General features: G+C 66.5%; 12 protein-coding genes and 1 tRNA gene. 10 read left to right on the forward strand and 3 right to left on the reverse strand.

Annotated features, from left to right (window positions below; translation table 11 throughout):
• Positions 1-26: 26 nt before the first annotated feature.
• From L2D01_04710 to L2D01_04725, 4 genes are all read left to right on the forward strand, one after another.
• Entirely contained in the window at positions 27-2066 is a 2040-nt protein-coding gene (locus L2D01_04710; GenBank protein WBQ11089.1) for a methyl-accepting chemotaxis protein, read from the forward strand.
• A 236-nt stretch (positions 2067-2302) separates the two neighbouring features.
• A tRNA-Met gene (locus L2D01_04715) sits at positions 2303-2379 on the forward strand.
• A gap of 521 nt (positions 2380-2900) precedes the next feature.
• A complete protein-coding gene (locus L2D01_04720) occupies positions 2901-6869 on the forward strand; it encodes an Ig-like domain-containing protein (GenBank protein ID WBQ11617.1) in 3969 nt (1322 codons plus the stop codon).
• Between the two features lie 158 nt (positions 6870-7027).
• Positions 7028-7426, forward strand: a complete 399-nt coding sequence (locus L2D01_04725) for a hypothetical protein (protein ID WBQ11090.1) — start codon at positions 7028-7030, stop codon at positions 7424-7426.
• A 47-nt stretch (positions 7427-7473) separates the two neighbouring features.
• Here the strand turns inward: L2D01_04725 and L2D01_04730 are convergent, their stop codons facing one another.
• Positions 7474-7965, reverse strand: a complete 492-nt coding sequence (locus L2D01_04730) for a MarR family transcriptional regulator (protein ID WBQ11091.1) — start codon at positions 7963-7965, stop codon at positions 7474-7476.
• Between the two features lie 306 nt (positions 7966-8271).
• On the opposite strand from L2D01_04730, the gene L2D01_04735 reads away from it, so the two are divergent.
• From L2D01_04735 to L2D01_04745, 3 genes are all read left to right on the forward strand, one after another.
• On the forward strand, positions 8272-10887 hold the full coding sequence (locus tag L2D01_04735) for a TonB-dependent receptor (GenBank protein WBQ11092.1): 2616 nt from the start codon (positions 8272-8274) through the stop codon (positions 10885-10887).
• 100 nt (positions 10888-10987) lie between these two features.
• Entirely contained in the window at positions 10988-13021 is a 2034-nt protein-coding gene (locus L2D01_04740) for a sulfotransferase (GenBank protein WBQ11093.1), read from the forward strand.
• Positions 13018-14937 carry a BCCT family transporter gene (locus tag L2D01_04745; GenBank protein WBQ11094.1) on the forward strand — a complete coding sequence of 640 codons (1920 nt, stop codon included), beginning with the start codon at positions 13018-13020 and terminating at the stop codon, positions 14935-14937. The genes L2D01_04740 and L2D01_04745 overlap by 4 nt, the downstream gene beginning before the upstream one ends.
• A 19-nt stretch (positions 14938-14956) precedes the next feature.
• Here the strand turns inward: L2D01_04745 and purN are convergent, their stop codons facing one another.
• Positions 14957-15613, reverse strand: a complete 657-nt coding sequence (purN, locus tag L2D01_04750; GenBank protein WBQ11095.1) for a phosphoribosylglycinamide formyltransferase — start codon at positions 15611-15613, stop codon at positions 14957-14959.
• 4 nt (positions 15614-15617) lie between these two features.
• Positions 15618-16652: a phosphoribosylformylglycinamidine cyclo-ligase gene (gene purM / locus L2D01_04755; protein ID WBQ11096.1), complete on the reverse strand. Its 1035-nt coding sequence runs from the start codon at positions 16650-16652 to the stop codon at positions 15618-15620.
• A gap of 150 nt (positions 16653-16802) precedes the next feature.
• Between purM and L2D01_04760 the strand changes: the two genes are divergently transcribed.
• The 3 genes from L2D01_04760 to L2D01_04770 are packed head-to-tail and all read left to right on the forward strand — an operon-like array spanning position 16803 to position 20810.
• Positions 16803-17888, forward strand: coding sequence for a DUF2066 domain-containing protein (locus tag L2D01_04760; GenBank protein ID WBQ11097.1), 1086 nt, complete (start codon positions 16803-16805; stop codon positions 17886-17888).
• Positions 17885-18556 carry a chromosomal replication initiator DnaA gene (locus tag L2D01_04765; protein ID WBQ11098.1) on the forward strand — a complete coding sequence of 224 codons (672 nt, stop codon included), beginning with the start codon at positions 17885-17887 and terminating at the stop codon, positions 18554-18556. Before L2D01_04760 ends, L2D01_04765 begins: the two co-directional genes overlap by 4 nt.
• Before the next feature lie 43 nt (positions 18557-18599).
• Complete coding sequence (locus L2D01_04770) at positions 18600-20810, forward strand: RNA degradosome polyphosphate kinase (GenBank protein ID WBQ11099.1); 2211 nt, start codon at positions 18600-18602, stop codon at positions 20808-20810.
• The last annotated feature ends 8 nt before the right edge of the window (positions 20811-20818 follow it).

Raw genomic sequence — 20818 nt, forward strand, 5'->3', positions numbered from 1 at the left:
GCCATTAACCTTAACGGGGTTTCGCCATGACACTCGCACTCCAATCGGTCCAGACGCGCCTGATCGCCGCCTTTTGCGGGGTGACGGCCCTGACCCTGGCGGTGATCGCCGCGGGCATGCTGGCGTTCAACGCGGCGGGCGGGGCGCTGGATGAGGTGGTGGAGCGCACTGCGCCGCGCGCGGCGGCGGCCCAGCGCCTGCAGGCGGCGTCGGCGGCGCTGACCGGAGAGTTCGCGGCGTTCTCGCGCGCCCGCGACGGGCATGACCGCACGGTGTCCGCCTCGCGGTTGGACGCGCTGCTGCAACAGGCGGCGTCCGGCGTGGCTGACTTGCGCGCCGCCGGTCTGGACGCGCAGGAGGCGGAACGCCTGGAACAGGCTGTGAGCGATGTGCGCGAGGCGGTGAACGCGGCCGCTGGTCCGGTGGGCCAGCGCCTGGAGGCGCAGGCCGCGCGCGAGCGGGCGCTGGAGGCGGCCCTGCGTGACCGGGCGCAGGCGGCCGACGCGCTGGAAAGCGTGCTGGACGCCACCACGGAGCCCGGCGCCATCGAAACCCTGCTGCGCGCCGCCATGGCGGTGAATCTGGCTGCGACGCGCTATGCCGAGCTGGGCGCCGCGGCGGCCCCTGGTGATGTGGACGCCATCGAGGACGCATTTGAGATCGCCGCAGACGAAGTACGCATCAATCTGGCCATTCTGGACGGGGCGGTGGACGCCAGCGTGACGGCGCCGGCCAACGCCCTGCTGGCCCGCGCAGACGGGGCGGAGGGTCTGTTCGCGCTGCGCCGGGCGGAGCTGGCGGCGGGTGCGGCGGCCGAAGACCTGGTCGACGAGGCGCGCGCCGCCGATGCGGCGCTGGCCGAGCGGGTCCAGACTACGCGCGAGACGGCCCTGGCGTCTCAGGTCTCGGCCGGCGAGGCGGGGCGCGACGCCATCGCGGCGGGCGCGGTGATGATGATCGTCCTGGGCCTGATCAGCATGGCCATCGGGCTCGGCGTCGCCTGGTTTTATGTGAACCGCAATCTGCTGCGCCGGCTCACACGCATCAGCGCGTCCATGACGGATCTGGCCGGCGGCGAGATCGGCGAGGACATCGATGATGATGGACGCGACGAGATCGCTGGCATGGCGCGCGCCGTGGCGGTGTTCCGCGAGAACGCCATCGAGCGCCGCCGCCTCGCCTCCCAGACCGAAGCCGATCAGGCCGCGCGCGAGGCGCGCGCGAAGACCATCGAAGACCTGATAGCGCGCTTCGAGACCGTGTCCGGGCGCGCGCTCAGCGCGGTGTCGCAGGCGGCAGGCGGGATGGAGATCGCGGCCCGGGCGCTGGACGAATCCTCGCGCAGCGCTGGCGAGACCACGGCCGAGGTCAATCAGTCGGGCGCGCGCGCGGCGCAGAATGTCGACACCGTGGCCGCAGCCGCCGAGGAGATGACCGGCTCCATCGCCGAGATCGCCCAGCAGATCGCGCGATCCAGCCAGATCGCGCAGACGGCGGCGGCGCGGGTGAACGAAACCAATGGCGATGTGGCCGCGCTCAACGAAGCGGCGTCGAAAATCGGCGACATTGTCCGCCTGATCAGGGATATCGCCGAGCAGACCAATCTCCTGGCCCTCAACGCCACCATCGAGGCCGCGCGCGCCGGCGATGCGGGGCGGGGCTTCGCGGTGGTGGCCAGCGAGGTCAAATCCCTCGCCGAGCAGACCGGACGGGCCACCGCCTCCATCTCCGACCAGATCGGCGGCATCCAGACCGCCACCGGCAAGGCGGTGGACGCCATGGCCAATATCGGCGCGGTGATCGACGAGATGAACGCCATCTCCGGCGCCATCGCCGCCGCCATGGAAGAACAGCGCGCCGCGGCCAGCGAAATCACCCGCGCCGCCCAGGAAGCCGCCGCCGGCGCGCGGGGCGTGTCGCAATCGATCTCGCGCGTGGACGCCGCGGCCAGCGAAACCGGCCAGTGCGCCGCCCAGGTGAGCGCCGCCTCGCAAGCGCTGAACCAGGAATCGGGCGCGCTCAAGGGCGCGGTGTCGGAGTTTCTGGCCGGGGTGCGCTCGGCCTGATCCGCTGACACGCGCCGGGCCGGTGAAGGGGGCGGTGCAGCGGACCGCTCATCGGGCGCGTACTCCGCGCCTGTTGCGCGCCGCGCCACCTGTCAGCGGGCGCCTGCGGACCCTCGGGCATTGCCTGCGGACGTGACTTGCAGACACCCCCTCCATTCGGGCGCGCCGCACGCTTGCACGCCAAGGCGCGCACAGGTATACGCCTGCCTCCGGCCCACCGGGCCCGCATGACCCCTGGCGGGGTAGCTCAGCTGGTTAGAGCGCAGGACTCATAATCCTGAGGTCGAGGGTTCGAGTCCCTCCCCCGCTACCAATAATTCCAATTTAAAGTCAGTGATTTGATGGCTTCTATCCGGGTCGCCGCGTGGCTCTGAGACTCCGAGCGTGCTCATCGCAGGTGAGCGCGGAAGCTGGCGGGTGGCGTTGGAGCGGTAGGCGAAAGCGCGGATAGTTTGGATTCAGTATGGGGCGGCCCACAGGCAATGGCCTTTTGATCGAAAGCGCAGGTGATACGTCTGGCCAAAATGGTGATCTGGCCGCGTCGAGTTTCAAGCCCTTTCCGCGCGCGCGTATAATCCTATTGAAATAGGTCCCTATGACCGGCCCGCTCCTGTCGCTCGCCAGCGATTCCCGGCGGTGCGGTCTGGCCTACAATATCCCCTTCCGAGAGATCAGGCCGCAAAGGATCAGCCACAAATCGATTGAACTTCTTGATGCCGGTCACAGCTTACGAGAGGAATACGCATTTTGGCTGCGGGCTTTTCTGTTTTAGCTTTACTGCGAGACAGCCAAAGGTCATTTTGTCCACATGAATGCGAAAAGTGGGGGTGTCCTATGCGGGTTTTCCAACGGCGTCACTGGACAGCACTTTTCAAAATCCTTTCCAGTGCTTTCGTGAGCACGGTTCTTGTTGGGGCCGCAGCGGCGCAACCCGTTGCGGTGGATGATTTTATTAATTCAGACGTTGCAAATATAGAGCCAATTGACGGAGGCTTCTTGGTGAGCCGGATTTACAATGAATTTTCATTTCCTGTGGTTGCCGTGCTTTTGGATGCTGGATTTGTTATCGTTTGGCAGGATTACAGTGAGGCTCCTCCAGATGAGTGGGGCTTGGCGATCCGCGCCCAGCGATATGGTGCTGACGGAACACCCGACGGCACCAAATTTCTTGTTAACACAACAACAGAGCGTGATCAGCGCCGCCCCAGTGTTGCGGCGCTCTCGGGCGGGGGCTTTGTCATCGCCTGGGAAGATGACAGCCGAACTGATGGCGATACGTCGGGATTGGCGATCCGCGCCCAGCGATATGGTGCTGACGGAACACCCGACGGTACCGAGTTTCTTGTTAACACAAGGACTGTGCGTGATCAGCGCCGCCCTAGTGTTGCGGCGCTCTCGGGCGGGGGCTTTGTCATCGCCTGGGAAGATGACAGCCGAACTGATGGCGATACGTCGGGATTGGCGATCCGCGCCCAGCGATATGGTGCTGACGGAACACCCGACGGTAGCGAGTTTCTTGTTAACACAACAACGGAGCGTGGTCAGCGCCGCCCCAGTGTTGCGGCGCTATCTGAGGGTGGTTTCATCATTGCTTGGGAGGATGACAGCCAGAGCGGTGACGATGCTTTTGGTTTGGCCACCCGCGCCCAGCGTTACGGTGCTGATGGCGCGGCCACAGGTGCAGAGTTTCTTGTTAACACAACAACGGAGCGTGATCAGCGCCGCCCCAGTGTTGCGGCACTCTCGGGCGGGGGCTTTGTCATCGCCTGGGAAGATGATAGCCGAATTGTTGGCGATACGTCGGAATTGGCGATCCGCGCCCAGCAATATGGTGCAGATGGCGCGGCCACAGGTGCAGAGTTTCTTGTTAACACAACACCGCAGGGGTCACTCCCGAGCGTCTCAGCGCTTGCTGGTCGTGGATTTGTTGTCTCTTGGCAAGCCCCTTCTTGGGCGCTTCGCGCTCAACGTTATGACAATGATGGGGCTGCTGCAGGTGGTGAGCTCCTTGCAACGATATCGCCCCAAGACCCTCGAGGGCGCGCACACCCGAGCGTAGCAGGACTGCTTGGCGGTGGATTTGTGATCTCCTGGGATGACTTCTCCGACGGGTTTGGAAGCAGTTCAGGAACGAGCGCGCGCTTATTCGTACCGCCTGACCTATTCGCAAATCTTGCGTATAATTTTGAAGTGCTTGCCAATGATTTCTCCCCCTCCGGCGATCCATTGATCCTTACGCATATAAATGGCCAGGTTGCCACCGTGGGCGGCGCAGTTCTGCTTCCCTCCGGCGCTTCCGTAACGCTGCTGGAAAACGGCCACCTGTCCTACGATCCCCGGAGCGCGCCCTTCGCCATCGCCCTGCCCGCGGGTGTGACAGGCGAGGACAGTTTCACCTACACGATCAGCGATGGCTCCGGGTCTGACAGTGCGACGGTTACGGTGGTGCTAACCGGTGTCAACGAGCCGCCGGTGGTCGAATCTGTGTCGCTTGGTTTCTTCGAGAAGGACGCGGCCCGCGACGTTACAGCGGAGCTGTTGTCAGCAGCGAGCGATCCCGACGCCGGTGAGACCGGGCAACTGGTGGTCAGCGCCATTGATACGTCCGGCACGCTGGGTCAGGCGGCTCTGTCCGGAGGCGCCGTGACCTACCAGCCTGGCCCGGCCTTCCTGAGCCTGGCCCAAGGCCAGACGGCGCAGGACAGCTTCACCTTCACGGTCCGCGACCCCCATGACGCCACCGCCACTGCTACCGCGACGGTCACCATCACCGGTGAGAATGATCCGCCGGTGGCGGAGAGTGTGAGCTTCACGGTCGGGGAGCGTGACGGGCCTCTGGATATCACCGGGCTGATCCTTGCCGGGGCGAGTGATCCCGACGCCAATGACGTCATCGCCATCACCGCCATTGATGATACCCAGACCCTCGGCCTTGTGACGCTCGCAAATGGGGTGGTCACCTACGAACCCGGCCCGGCCTTCTTCACGCTTGCAGCCGGGGAGACCGGGACCGACAGTTTGAGTTTCACCGTGTCTGATCTGCTCGGCGCGACGGATACAGCCGTCGCGACCGTCAGTGTGACAGGGTTCGCAGGCTGGCCGCTCACCGTATCGGTTTCGGGCCTGGGCGGCGGGACCGTCAGCAGCTTTCCCGCTGGCGTGAACTGTTCGGGCTCGGGGGGCGCGTGTACGGCCCTGTTCAAGGATATCGATGTCGAACTGTTTGCATCGCCTCTGTCCGGCGCCCGCTTTGACGGATGGGGCGGACAGTGTCCTACTGCGGACGGCGCAAGCTGCATCCTGTCCATGAATGGCGCGCGCGCGGCGACGGCCCGCTTCATCCTCGACAATCCCCCCGAGGGCCGCATCGTGGCGGCGACGCTTCCCGGCGCGCGGTCGGGCTATGTGGGCGGGCCTGACATTACGGTGTTTGCCAGCGTGATCAGCCGTCAGGCGACGCCGGCGCAGAGCTGTGCGATCACGGCGCCTGATGGGGCTCCCGTGGCGCTGACCTACCGGCGGGTCAATGCGTCCAACGAAGCTATAGGCGAGGCGGACCCGCTGTTCGACATTCCCAATGGCGGGCTGGCGAGCTTTGTGCTGGGCCTGACGCCGCAGGCGGCGACGGGTGAGGGCGGGTATGTCTTCTTCCCCTTGGTGACGTGCGAGAATGCGCTGCTCGATCCCATCGAGGGCGTGAACTCGGTGCTTCTGTCCATCGGCGATGCGCCGTCTCCGGATGTCTTGTCCATTGCGGCGACGCCCTCGGGCGACGGCGTGATCCGGATCGCCACGGTGGGCGGGATCAATTTCATGAGCGCGGCGGCGGTCAATATCGGCGCCGGGGATGGCTCGGGCGCGCCGGGCGAGGCGACCATCACCGTGTTCACCGACACCGGATCGGCCAGCCTGCCGCTGACCATCCAGGTGTGCGAGACGGGCCCGGCGGGGGGATGCCTGGCGCCGCGCTCCGACGATGTCACGACGGTGTTCGAGCAGAATGAAGCGAAGTTCTTCGCTGTGTTCGTGCGCGTCGCCAATGATGCGGGCGTCGCGTTCTCGCCCGCCAATGCGCGGGTGTTCCTGCGGTTCCGCGATGCCGACGGGGTGATCCGCAGCGCCACCAGCGCCGCCGTAACCGCTCCGGCGCCAGAGGCGGGATCGGGCGAGGCGCTGACGGCGTCATCCGGGCTGCCTGACGGGCGCTGGAGCGTTCTGGTGCGCACTGACCAGGCCGACTGGCCGCGTCTGGTGCGGGGCGATCTGTTCGTGCTGGCCGATGGCGCGGCGATCCTGGCCACCCGGGACGGGGCACGCCTCATACGACTGTCGCCGTCGCGCGCTCAGGACGCAGGCGAGACGCGCTTTACCGGCGTGATGGCGGGATCAGGCCTGGCGCTGGAGGGCGGCTGGAGCGAGCCGGGGGCGATCCATATGTCCTACACCGACGGGGCGCTGACAGGTTCGGCCTGGGGCGTGCGCGATGCGCGCGGCGCCGGGCGGCCCGGTGCGGAGCGGTTCGAGGCGCTGGCTGGCGTCCATGAGCACCGCGAGCTGGGCCATATCGACATCCTGCTCAACGGCGCGGTGCGGGGCGTTCTGTCCGGATGTGAGGTGCGCGGCGCGCCAGATCGTGCGAACCCGGCAGCGCCGGGCCTGGTCAGCGCCAGCCTGACCCTGTCCGGGTGCGCCGCCGCAGGCGCCTACCGCGCCGTGCTGGACATGCCCGCCAATGAAAACGAAGCCCCGGCCCTGGTGATCGCCGGAGAACGCGGACACTGGCGGGTAGAGTTGGGGCGGTGACGGCGAGGGGCCGGTCACTTTGAAAGGGTGAAGGAGTCAATCGCCTCTGCTCCCGTCTCTAGCGGTCAGGCGCAGCTTCCCGGTTATGTCGGCGCACGCGACACGCGGCGCAAACACAGTCACAATCACCGCCGGTTCGCGACACAAGGGGGCGTGGGATGGGATTGTCAAAGCTGTGCTATGGGGCGGCGGGCGGTCTGAGCCTTCTGGGCGCTGCGGCGCATGAGCTCGTCGGGGCGCCGCTGGTGCTGGGGCCGCTGGCCGGGTCCGGGCTTCCGCCGGAGGTGATCTGGCTGCATCATTTTTCCTGGCATGTAGGCACGATTGCGGTGCTGGCCATGGCGGCGATGTTCGCAGCGGCGATCTGGCATCCGGCCGGCGCCGTGCTGGCCGGCATCGCTTCGGCGATGAGCGCCGGCTTCGCAGCTTTGGGCATCAGCCTGGCGATGTTTGGCGACAGCGTTCTGTGGACCACGCCGGCGCCTTATCCCTGGACGCTGGTGGCGCTGGTGGGCGGTGCGGGCGTCCTTCTGGGAAAGCGCCGCCGCCGGATCTGACGGTGTGCAGCGGCGCCGGCATTGCGTTGGCGCCTGGCCCTCCCCCCTTACCCATCTCCCTCCGCCGCATGCGTCATGTCTTGCGACCGTTCCAGGATCGGGGCGGCGTCGACGTCCTGGCAGTCCATCATTTCGGCGACGCGCTGGAGCGCGGCGATGATCATGTGCTGCTCCCATTGGGGGGCGCGGCGGAAGGATCGCAGAAAGCCGGACTGCAAAAGCTCGGGCGCCTGATCCACGGCGGCGCGGCCTGTCTGGGTCAGCTCGGCCAGGACGGCGCGGCGGTCGGTGGGGCAGCGCCGGCGCGTGACCAGACCTGCGCGCTCCACGCGGTCCAGAATGGCGGTGAGGGTGGGCGGGCTCAGCGAGACGGCGCTGGACAGGGCTTTGAGCGTCATCGTCCCGCCGCGCGCCAGCGCCTGCAGGATGACCAGTTGGGGCGCAGTCAGCCCGGTCTCGCGCTCCAGCTGGCGCGAGCGAATGTCCACCGCCCGGATAATGCGCCTCAGGGCGACGAGGATCTCGTCATGCTCGCTCATGACATCGCCTTAGCGCGGCCTGTGCGCCGGGGAAACTGAAATTGCACCTAATGATTCGTGGTGAAATTAATTGGCGGGGGTGGTTGGCGGTCGGGCCCAGCGCAACCTTGCTCCGGATCGTTGCAAAATTGCCACATTTGGCGCTAATGCCCTTTGTCTATAGGCAAGATTTTGAGGCAAGAATGGGATAATGCGCCCGTCCGACAGCCGCTTCTACGCCAATATCGGCGTGTCCGGTGGTCAAGCGCGGCGCGATCCATATAACAAGCCCCCGAAGTATCTTGCAGCAAAAAGGGGGCATGCAGCATGCAGACTCTTAAATCACGCGCCTTGTCGACCACGATCCTCACCGCCGCGGCGATGACGCTTACCGCCGCGGCCAACGCGCAGGTCGATGTGGTCACCGTGACGGCCACCAAGATGGAATCGGACGCGCAGACCATCCCGGTCGCCGTCAGCGCCCTGAGCGCCGGCGACCTGGATGAACTGCGCGTGGACAATTTCACCGATTATCTGATCCAGCTGCCCGGCATCACCGCGGGCGGGTCCGGTCCGGGCCAGAACACGCTCTATATCCGCGGCCTGGCCTCCACCACGCCGAACCTGACGGTGGCGGGCGTGGCGGGCCTGTCGCCCAACGTGGCCTTCTATCTCGATGAACAGCCGCTGGCCCAGCCGGGGCGCAACCTGGATGTCTATGCGGTCGACCTGGAGCGCATCGAAGTGCTGCCCGGACCGCAGGGCACGCTGTTCGGCGCCAGTTCGCAGGCCGGCACGGTGCGCCTGATCACCAACAAGCCGGTGCTGGGTGAGTTCCAGGCCTATTCCAATTTCGGCGTGTCCTTCACCCAGGACGGCGCGATGAGCAACAAGGTGGAGGGCGTGGTCAACCTGCCCTTCGGCGATAATTTCGCCGTGCGCATCGTCGCCTATGCCGACAATCAGGGCGGCTATATCGACAATGTGGCGGGAACCCGCAATGCATCGGAATCGGCGCGCTTCCGGCCCGCCGGAACCGTGCGCGCCAATGGCGTGCCGGTCTCGGCCCAGCGCGCGGGCTTCCAGTCCACCGCCGATCTGTCGGGCGTGACCTTCCTGGACGCGGACAATTCGGCCATTGCACGCGACAATTTCAACACGGCCACCTATGCCGGCTTCCGCCTGTCGGGACGCTATGAGTTCAATGCCGACTGGCGCCTGACGGCGGGCTACGCCCAGCAGCGCATCGAGTCTGACGGCGTGTTCTTCGTGGACCCGGAGCTGGATGACCTGCAGATCGAGCGTTTTGAGGAAGACCGCATCCAGGACGAGTTCCGCAATGTGAACTGGACGCTGGAAGGCCGGATGGGCGCGCTGGACGTGGTCTATACCGGCGCCTTCACCGACCGCACGACCGACCAGCGGGTGGACTATTCCGACTATCTGTTCGTGGGCCAGTACCTGCCCTACTACATCTGCGACGGCTCGGTGAGCTATCCCGGCGCGGCCGATCCCTCGGGGGTGTGCCAGGCGCCGAACCTGGCGGTGAACTCGGCCTCCCAGACCGATGTCTGGACCCATGAGGCGCGCGCCACCACCCCGCAGGACCGGCGCATCCGCGCCACCTTCGGCGCGTTCTACAGCGATCTGACGCTGGCCGAGCGCAATGATTTTGAATACCCCGGCTCCATCGCTGCCGCGCCGTTCGGCGGGTTTGCGCCGAACTTTCCGTTCCCGGGCGCCTACCAGTCCGATCCGGGGCCGTTCCCGGCGGGCGTGATCTTCCGCAATGATGTGCGGCGCACCGATGCGCAGCGCGGCGTGTTCGGCGAGGTGACGTTTGACCTGGTGCCTGACACCTTCGCCATCACCCTGGGCGCGCGCTGGTACGACATTGATGTGGATCTGGAAGGCACGGCCAACTCGTCCTTCTGCAATGCCGGCGCGGGCAGTGATCAGAATGCCTTCGGCACGAACATCTCCGATCTCTACGACGGGTCGGGGCGGTTCACCTTCATCGGATCGTGCGATCCGGCCCTGCGCCAGACCTTCACCGAAGCCGATTCCATCGCCGACATCATCGCCATGGGATACACCCCGGCCCAGGCCGAGCAGATCTTCAACTCGGTGCGCGCGCCCTCATCGGCCCAGACCGACGGCGTCATCACCAAGGTCACCGGCACCTGGACGCCCACCGATGCGCTCTTGTTCTACGCCACCTATTCGGAAGGCTTCCGCCCCGGCCTCTTGAACCGTCCGGGCGGCGCGCAGGGGCCGGGCGACTACACCGTGCCGTTCGCGCTCGATACCGATGACGTGCGCAATTACGAGTTCGGCTGGAAGACCGAGCTGTTTGATCGCCAGCTGCGCTTCAATGGCAGCGCCTTCTATGTCCAGATCGACCGGCTGCAGACCACGATTTTCGATCCGAGCATCGTGAACCTGTTCTTCTCCGACAACGCGGCCGACGCCGAGATTCGCGGCGTGGAAGGCGACGTCACCTGGGCCCCGGCGGAGATTGAAGGGCTGACGATTGCGGGTGCGTTCTCAGTGCTCGACACAGAGATCACCCGCGTGATCACGCCCACCGACGATGTTACGGCCGGGGCGGAGCTGGCCTTCGCGCCGAGCTTCCAGGGCAATCTGCGCGCCCGCTATGAGTGGCCGATGGACAATGGCTGGATGGCCCATGTGCAGCCGCAGCTGGTCTACTCGGACGGCTCGCGCAGCGATGTCATCGACATCAATTCGGCGGATCTGAGCAGCTACACCCTCCTGTCCTTGTCGGCGGGCGTCACGGCCAGCCAGTGGAGCATGGAGCTGTTCGCTGACAACATCACCAATGAGCGTGCCCAGTTGAGCAACAACTTTGTGTTCGACCGGGAGCGTGTGTCGATTGCACGCCCGCGTACCATCGGCCTGCGTGTCGGGGTTCAGTATTGAGTCAAACACGGCGGCGGCGTTGTATTGCGCCGTCGCCTGCCAATAATGGAGGCGCTCTGAAAGCCGGGGCGTCTCCATTTTTCTGTTGCAGAGGTGTTGCTTGACAACGACTGAGGATGCACCGCCAGACACGATCCGCCAGGCCCAGTCTCTGGTCCGGGCGGGCCTCTTCGCCGATGCTGCGGGCATGGCGCAGGCCCTTCTGGAGCACAATGCGTCCGATCTGGAAGCGCTCTATATCGCGGCGGTGTGCGCGCGCTATGAGGGGCGCAGCGTTGAGGCGCACGGCTTCCAGCAGCGCCTGATCGCGGCCAGTCCCGATTTTGGCCGGGCCTATCAGGAGCAGGGGCATTTGCGCCGGGCCAGTGGCGACATGGCCGGTGCGCTCAGCGCGTTTCAGCGGGCTGCCCAGTGCAATCCGGCCCTGACCGCCAGCTGGCGGGCGCAGGGCGATATTCTGGATGCGATGAAGCGTGCGCCTGAAGCCGCGCAGGCGCGTGCCCAGGCAGACCGAGTGGACGCCCTGCCGCACGCGCTGCAGGCGGTGACGCATCATCTCTATGAAGGACGGCTGGCGCGGGCGGAGGATGTGTGCCGCGCCTATGTCCAGCAGCACCCGCGCGATGTGGAGGCCATGCGCTTGCTGGCCGCCATCGGAGTGCAGTTCAATGTGCTCGACGACGCCGAGTTTCTGCTGGAAAGCGCGCTGGCGTTCGAGCCGGACAATATCCAGGTGCAGCTCGATTACATTGCTGTGCTGCGCAAGCGCCAGAAATTCGCCGCCGCGCTGGACCAGGCGCGGGCGCTCAAGGCGCGCGATCCGGATAATCCGCTCTTCCTGTCCCATTTCGCCATTGAAAGCCTGCAGACCGGCGATCACGAAACGGCGCTGGAGGCCTTCGATGCAGTCCTTAAGCGGGTTCCCGGCGATCCGGCGACGCTGACGTCGCGCGGCCATGCGCTGAAGACGTGCGGGCGCACCGATGAAGCCATCGCCTCCTACCGCGCCGCGATCGAGGCGCGGCCTGACCAGGGCGATTCCTGGTATGCGCTGGCCAATCTGAAGACTTATAAATTTACAGCGGACGAGCGCGCGCGCATGACCGCGCTGGAGGCGTCAGACCAGATTTCCTACGCCAGCCGCATCCATCTCTGCTTCGCGCTGGGCAAGGCGCATGAGGATGCCGGCGAGACGCAGCGCGCCTTCGCCTATTATGAGCGGGGCAACACGCTCAAGCGCGTCCAGACACGCTATACCGCTGACGGTATGGAAGAAGAGCTGGCCGCCCAGGCGGCGATCTGCACGCCAGACCTGTTCGCCGCCCGGGGCGGCAAGGGGCATGACGCACCCGATCCGATTTTCATCGTCGGCCTGCCGCGGGCGGGCTCGACCTTGCTTGAGCAGATACTCGCTTCCCACTCGAAGGTGGACGGCACGCTGGAGCTGCCTAACATCCTGGCCCTGTCCCATGGCTTGCGCGAGCGCCAGCGGGTCAGCGACCGCACCCGCTATCCGCGCGTCCTGCACGAGCTGGACGCCGAAACGCTGGACGCCATGGGGCGGCGCTATATCGAGGAGACGCAAATCCACCGCAAGGGCGCGTCCTTCTTCACCGACAAAATGCCGAATAATTTCAGGCATATCGCGCTGATCAAACTGATCCTGCCCAACGCCAAAATCATCGATGCGCGCCGAGCGCCGATGGCGTGCTGTTTCTCCGGCTTCAAGCAGCTCTTCGCCGAGGGACAGGAGTTCACTTACGGGCTGGAGGAGATCGGGCGCTATTATCGCGGCTATGTGGACCTGATGGATCACTGGGACCGCGTGCTGCCCGGCCAGATATTGCGCGTCATCTACGAAGACGTGGTCGAGGATGTGGAAGCCCAGGTGCGCCGGATTCTCGATTTCTGCGGGCTGGCGTTTGAACCGGCCTGCGTCGCCTTCCACCAGACCAGGCGCGAGGTGCGCACCGCCAGTTCCGAACAGGTGCGCCAGCCGATCAACACCAGGGGCCTGGAGCAATGGCGCGCGTTCGAGCCCTGGCTTGACCCGCTGAAAGACGCGCTCGGACCCGCACTGAACGACTGGCGCCGCGATGGCGCCGTGCATACCACCCAAAAGGACACGCCATGAAACAGATCGAACCGGCGGTGTTCTTCCCCGCTGCGGCGCTGGCCATAGCCGGGGTCGCGTTTGCGGTGCTGGCGGGCGAGTCCGCCGAGGCGGCGTTCTCCGCGGTGCGCGACTGGATCACCCACCATCTCGGCTGGGTGTATTCGGTGGGCGTAGGCGTGTTTCTGGTGGGCGCCTTCGTGGTGGCGCTGTCGGACTGGGGCCGTATCCGGCTGGGCCCTGAGGACAGCGAGCCGGAATACAAATTCCTGACCTGGTTCGCGATGCTGTTCTCGGCCGGGATGGGCATCGGGCTGATGTTCTTCGCCGTCGCCGAGCCGATGACGCACTATCTCACCGCGCCCTATGCCGAGGCGGAGACCCGCGAGGCCGCGCAAGAGGCCATGGTGCTGACCTTCTTCCACTGGGGCGTCCACGCTTGGGCGGTGTATGCGATCGTGGGGCTGAGCCTGGCCTATTTCGCCTTCCGGCATGGCTTGCCGCTGACCATTCGCTCGGCGCTGTATCCGCTGATCGGCGACCGGATTTACGGGCCCATCGGCCATGCGGTGGACGTGCTGGCGATCCTGGGCACGCTGTTCGGGGTGGCGACCTCGCTGGGCTATGGCGTCACCCAGATCAATGCAGGGCTGGACGCGCTGTTCGGGATCGGCGTGTCAGCCGAGATCCAGGTGGCGCTGATCGCCGTCATCACGCTGATCGCCACCACCTCTGTGCTCGCCGGGCTGGATGCGGGCATCAGGCGGCTGTCGGTGTTCAATCTCGGGCTGGCGGTGGCGCTGCTTGCCTTCGTGCTGATCGCCGGGCCGACTTTGTTTCTGATCAGCGCCTATGTGCAGAATATCGGCGAATACATTTCCAGCCTCGCCACGCTCACCTTCAATGTCGACGCCTATGGCGACGGCGTGTGGATCAATGACTGGACGCTGTTCTACTGGGGCTGGTGGATATCCTGGTCGCCCTTTGTGGGCATGTTCATCGCGCGCATCTCGCGCGGGCGCACGATCCGGGAATTCATTCTGGGCACGCTGCTCGGGCCCACCCTGTTCACCTTTTTGTGGATGACGGTTTACGGCAATTCCGCGCTGCAGATCGCGCTCGCCGACGCGGCGGCGCCGCTGGTGGACGTGGTGCGCGGCGGCGATACGCCGCTGGCCCTGTTCGCCTTCCTCGACACGCTGCCCTTTGCCTCGATCACGTCGGTCGCGGCGATCCTTCTGGTGACGACCTTCTTCGTCACCTCATCGGATTCCGGCTCGCTGGTGAAGGCGACGCTGGCGTCGGGCGGATCGCTCACCTCGCCGCTATGGCAGCGTCTGTTCTGGGCGGTGCTGGAGGGTCTGGTGGCGGCGGTGCTGCTGCTGGCCGGCGGGCTGGCCGCGCTCCAGTCGGCGACCATCGCTGCGGCGCTGCCCTTCACGCTGGTGATCTTCCTGGCCTTTATCGGCCTGGTGCGCGCCTGGTCCATGGAGACTGCGCGCCGGGCCGGGGTGAAAACGGCGGTTCAGCTGCCGGTGTCGGGCGTGGCGGTGCCGTGGCGGGTGCGCCTGAAGCTCATGTTTGCGCGGCCCGACATCAAGGAGGTGACCGCCTGGATCAGCGGCACGGCCGCGCCCGCTTTCGCCGAGGTGGCCGCCGAGATGGAGACGCTGGGCCTGACAGGCCAGGTGGAGACGAAAGACGATGAAGCCCGGCTCGTCGTAGGCCACGAGACCGGACCGGATTTTGTCTACGGCGTGGTGCTCAAGACCTATCCGGGCAAGCATCCCGAGACCGAACCGGCGCGCGCGGAAGTGTTTTTGAGCGATGGCGGGCGTCATTATGACGTGTTCGGCTATACGTCAGTTCAGCTGATCCGCGACCTCTTGCGCCACTATGAGCGCCACCGGCAGTGGATGCATCATCTGAACCGCTAGGCATCGCTTAGAGGCCGCCTCAGCCGCGGGCCGGCGGATTGACCAGGCGCGCGTCCGGCGCGGCGCCGCGCGTCAGGACAACGCGCCCGTCTTCAAGACGCGCCTGCCCGCTGGCGATCTGGCGCAGGCATTCGGGATAGAGCTGATGCTCGGCGGCGAGGACGCGGGCCGCCAGCGCCTCGGCGTTGTCGCCCGGCAGGACGGGGATGGCGGCCTGGCCGATGATCGGTCCGGCATCCATCTCCGCGCTGACGAAATGCACGCTGGCGCCGGTGAGCTTCACGTCTGCGTCCAGCGCGCGCTGATGGGTGTCGACACCCTTGAACGAGGGCAGAAGCGACGGGTGGATATTGATCATCCGCCCCGTCCAGCGATTCACGAAACCGGGGGTGAGCAGGCGCATGAAGCCGGCCAGACACACCAGCTCCACGCCCTGATCGGTCAGCGCGGCGTGCAGCGCGTCTTCGAAGTCTTCGCGGGTCGCGAATGTCTTGTGATCCACGGTGAGGGCGGTGACGCCCACCGCCTCAGCGCGCGCCAGACCGCCCGCGCCGGGGCGATTGGAGATGACGCAGACGATCTCGGCCGGAAAGTCAGGACTGGCGGCGGCGTCCAGCAGAGCCAGCAGGTTGGAGCCACGCCCGGAGATCAGCACGCCTGTGCGCACGCGCGCCATGGCCCTAGACCGCTGTGAGCGCGCCGATCACGCGCGCATCCTCGCCCCCCGCGTTCAGCGCCGCGCATACGGCGTCGGCGTCAGCGGGCGCCACGGCGGCGATCATGCCGATCCCGCAATTGAACGTCCGGCGCATTTCCGCCTCGGCGACACCGCCGGTTTCCTGCAACCAGGCGAAGACTGCAGGGCGGTCGAAGCTGGCGTAATCCACCTCGAAGCCGAGACGATTCGGCAGCATGCGCGGTGTGTTTTCGGTGATCCCGCCGCCGGTAATGTGGGCGAGGCCCTTGATCTGGCCGGAACGGATCAGCGGCAGCAGGGCTTTGACATAGATGCGGGTGGGCTCCAGCAGCGCTTCGCCCAGATGGCGTTCCGGCGCGAACGGGGCGGGATCGGTCCAGCCGAGGCCGGCGCGCGCGGCGGTCTTGCGGATCAGCGAATAGCCGTTGGAATGCGGACCGGAGGAGGCGAGGCCGATCAGGACATCGCCCGCCCGCATGTCTTCGTGGCGCGGCAGAAGCGCGCCGCGCTCGGCGGCGCCGACGACAAAGCCCGCCAGATCGAAATCATCGCCGGTGTAGAGGCCGGGCATCTCCGCCGTCTCGCCGCCGATCAGCGCGCAGCCGGCGCGGCGGCAGCCTTCGGCGACGCCCGACACGATGGCCGCGCCGCGTACCGGGTCGAGACGTCCCGTGGCGAAGTAATCAAGAAAGAAGAGCGGCTCGGCGCCCTGGGCCAGCACGTCGTTGACGCACATGGCCACCAGGTCGATGCCCACCGTGTCGAGACGCCCGGTGTCGATGGCCAGTTTCAGCTTGGTGCCGACCCCGTCCGTGCCGGAGATCAGGATCGGATCTTTAAAACCGGCAGCTTTCAGATCGAACGCGCCGCCAAATCCGCCCAGCATCACGTCGGCGCCGGGGCGCGCGGTGGATTTGGCCAGCGGCTTGATGGCGTCGACCAGCGCATCGCCCGCGTCGATATCAACGCCGGCGTCGGCATAGGTCAGACCCGGCTCGGGTGGATTTCGGGGCGCCAAGGCGGGCCTCCTTCATGCGGCGGACATGAACCGGGTGCATACCTGCGAACGCGCGCCTTGGCGAGGGGCGGGCGCCGCGCGGGGCTTCACCCCGGCGCGGTGCGGCGTATAGTCGGCGGCGACAGGCGTACAGGCTGGAAAGGCGAGGCCATGACACTCAGGCTGATGCAGGCAATCGCGGGCGCGCTGGTGCTGGCGGCGGGTCTTTGGGCTGCGCCGGCGCAGGCGCGCACACCCTACACCGTGGCGGGAATCGAGATTGACGCCACCGCGGACAACGCCTTCGAGGCGCAACGCCGGGCCATGTCCGACGGTCAGGTGCGCGGCGCCCAGCGCCTGATCGCGCGCATGACGCTGGCTGAAGACCGGGCCGCGGCGGGCCTGGGCACGATCAGCGCCGAAGAGGCCGCCGGGCTGATCGCGGGCCTGCGCATGTCCAACGAGCAGCGCTCGGCCACGCGCTATCGCGGGGACCTGACCTTGCAGTTCGATCCGCGCGCCGTGCGCGATTATTTCGCCCAGCGCAACGTGCCGTTTGTGGAAAGCCAGGCGTCGCCGGTCCTGGTGGTGCCTGTGCTCGAGGGCGAAGGCGGCGATTCGCTGTGGAGCGGGGGCTGGCATGAGGCCTGGCGCTCGGGCGGGTTTCAGAATGCACTGACGCCCTTCATTGGCCTGGGATCGCGTCAGGGCGCGGGCGGCGAGCCGCTGGGGCTTGGCCTGATCAGCGCCGATGAAGCGCGCCGGATCGACGAGACGGCGCTGCGCGCGCTGGCCGACGCCTATGAGGTGAACACCGTCGCCGTGGTGCTGGCGCGCGCCGGGGGCGGCCAGGTGCGCACGGTGGGCGTGGTGTTGACCTTCGGACCGGACGGCGCGTCGCGCGAGGACCTGACCAGCGTGGCGGGGGCGGGCGATTTTCGTGAAGCCGCGCGCCGGATCGTGGAGCGCCGCGAAGAAGACTGGAAACGCCGGTCCGTCGTGCGTGGCGGCGAGGAAGCCGAGCTGGAAATCACCATACTGTTCTCCACCCTGACCGAATGGCGCAGCCTTCAGGGCGCGGTGGCGGGCGCCTCGCTGGTGCAATCGGCGCGTCTGGACGCGCTGTCGCGCACCGGCGCAGCCATGGTGCTGACCCATCGCGGCGCGCGCGAGCAGCTGGCCTCGGAGCTTGATGCCCGCGGCGCCCGGCTGGAGCGTGATGCCGACCTTGGATGGACGGTCCGCAGCCGTCGATGACCCGCACCCAGCTCGCCCTCGACCTGGCCCTGGCGCCGGACTACCGGGCCGAAAGCTATGCGGTGAGCGAGGCCAACGCCTCGGCGCTGGCGCTGGTCAATCGCTGGCCGCGCTGGCGCCATGGCCATTTGCTGCTGGTCGGGCCGGCCGGTGCAGGCAAAACGCATCTGTCGTCCATCTGGGCGGCGCGCGCCGATGCGCTGCGCCTCGACCCGGCGACGCTCGCCGTAGGGATCAGGCAGGTGGGGCGCGGCGGCGCGGTGCTGGTGGAGGACTGTCATCTGGGCGTCGACGAGCCGGGCCTGTTTCACCTGCTCAACCGCGCCGCGGGAGATGCCGGCGTGACGGTGCTGATGACGGCGGCGCGTGCGCCGGTGGAGTGGCCGGTGACGCTGGCGGACTTGGCCTCGCGCCTTCTGGCCGCCGAGACCGCTGTGCTGCACGAGCCCGATGATGCGCTGCTGCGCCAGGTGATGGAGAAGCTGGTGCGCGACCGGCGCACGCCCTTGGCGCCGGGCGTGCTGGATTACCTGTTGCCGCGCATGGAGAGATCGGTGGAGTTTGCGCGCCGTCTGGTGGCCTGGCTCGACCGCGAGGCGCTGGCGCGCAAGGGGCCGGTGACGCGCACCCTGGCGCGCGAAGCGCTGGAAACTGTGGCCACGCCATGAGCGGAATCGCGATATCCGGGCGGCCGGACAAAGGAGCGGCAAGATGACCGAAGCGCCGCGCACATCCTCAACGCCAGACAGACCGGACGCGATTGACGCGCCAGCGGCGGCGCCGGCGAGCCCGCGCGACCGGTTTTTGAACCGGGAGTTGTCCTGGCTGCAGTTCAACTGGCGTGTGCTGGAAGAGGCGGGCAATGAGCGCCACCCGTCGCTGGAGCGGCTGCGCTTTCTGTCGATTTCGGCGAGCAATCTGGACGAGTTCTACATGGTGCGCGTGGCTGGTCTGCGCGCCCAGATCCGCAACGGGCTCGACCGGCCCGGCCAGGACGGGCTGACGCCGTCCGAACAGCTTGAGCGCATTGACGTCGAGGCCAATGCGCTGATGGACGCCCAGCAATCGGGCTGGCGCGCTGTGCGTGCGGCGCTGGCGGCGGACGGGATTGAACTGGTGGAGCTGGACGGGCTGACGCGGGCCGAGCGCAGCTGGCTGCGCGATGATTTCCTGGCGCACACGTTGCCGGTAATCACACCGTTGGCCATTGATCCGGCCCACCCGTTCCCGTTCATTCCCAATCTTGGCTTCGCGGTGGCGCTGAAATTGCGCCGCCAGAGCGATTCCAAAGTCATGAACGCGCTGGTGCCGCTGCCTGCGGGCGTGAAGCGCTTCATCGAGATCCCGTGCGAGACGCGCGATGCGGAAGGCCGCCCAGGCAAACGCTATATCGCGCTGGAATCGGTCCTGATCCTGTTCGTGGACGCGCTCTTCCCCGGCTATGACCTGATCGCCAAGGGCGTGTTCCGCATCATCCGCGACAGCGATATCGAGATCGAGGACGAGGCCGAGGATCTGGTGCGCGAGTTCGAGCAATTGCTCAAACAGCGCCGCCGCGGCGTGCTGGTGCGTCTGAAGATGGACGCGTCCATGCCCGAGGAGATGCGCCGCTTCATCGTCCAGCATCTGCATGCCGAGCGTCAGGATGTGCAGCTGGTGGACGGGCTTCTGGGCCTGTCCCAGCTGTCCCAGATGATCCCGGATGACCGCAACGAACTGAAATTCGAGCCCTATGAGCCGCGCTTCCCCGAGCGTATCCGCGATTTCGGCGGCGATTGCTTCGCGGCGATCCGCGCCAAGGACCTGATCGTCCACCACCCCTATGAAAGCTTTGACGTGGTGGTGCAGTTCCTGCGCCAGGCGGCGGGCGATCCCGATGTAGTGGCGATCAAGCAGACCTTGTACCGGACCTCCAAGAACTCGCCCATCGTGGCGGCGCTCATTGAGGCGGCGGAGAACGGCAAGAACGTCACCGCGCTGGTGGAGCTCAAGGCCCGGTTTGACGAAGAGGCCAATCTGAAATGGGCGCGCGATCTGGAGCGGTCGGGCGTTCAGGTCGTCTATGGCTTCATGGAGTACAAGACCCACGCCAAGATCTCGCTGGTGGTGCGCCGCGAAGGCGCGGATTTGCGCACCTACGCTCATTTCGGCACCGGGAATTATCACCCGATCACGGCGCGCATTTACACCGATCTGTCCTTGTTCACCGCCGATCCCGCCTTCGGGCGCGATGCGGGCCGGGTGTTCAATTATGTCACCGGCTATGCGCGACCGTCCGGGCTGGAGCATCTGGTGATCTCGCCCATGGGCATGCTGGAGTTCATTCTGGGCAAGATCGACCGGGAGATCGCCAACGCCCGCGACGGCAAGCCGGCGGCAGTGTGGGCGAAGATGAATTCGCTGGTCCACCCGGGCGTGATCGACAAACTCTATGAGGCGAGCCAGGCGGGCGTGCGCTGCGAGCTGATCATTCGCGGGATTTGCTGCCTGCGCCCCGGCGTGCCGGGCCTGTCGGAGAATATCCGGGTGAAATCCATTATCGGGCGCTTCCTGGAGCATTCGCGCATCGCCTGTTTCGCCAATGGCGCGCCCATGCCCTCACCCCAGGCCGAGGTGTATATCTCCAGCGCCGACTGGATGCCGCGCAATCTGGACCGGCGCGTGGAAACGCTGTGCCCGATCCTCAATCCCACCGTCCACCGCCAGGTGCTCGACCAGATCATGGTGGCCAATCTCAATGACGAGACCCAGAGCTGGTACATGCAGCCCGATGGCCGCTACGTGCGGGTGGATACCGATGGCGTGGCTGACCCGTTCAGCGCGCATGCCTATTTCATGACCAATCCCAGCCTGTCAGGCCGCGGTCAGGCGCTCAAGACCGACCAGCCGCCGGCCTTCCCCTTCGTCGGTCCGCGCCGGTGATGCGGCGC

The sequence above is a fragment of the Hyphomonadaceae bacterium ML37 genome (assembly GCA_027627685.1).
Lineage (GTDB): Bacteria > Pseudomonadota > Alphaproteobacteria > Caulobacterales > Maricaulaceae > Oceanicaulis.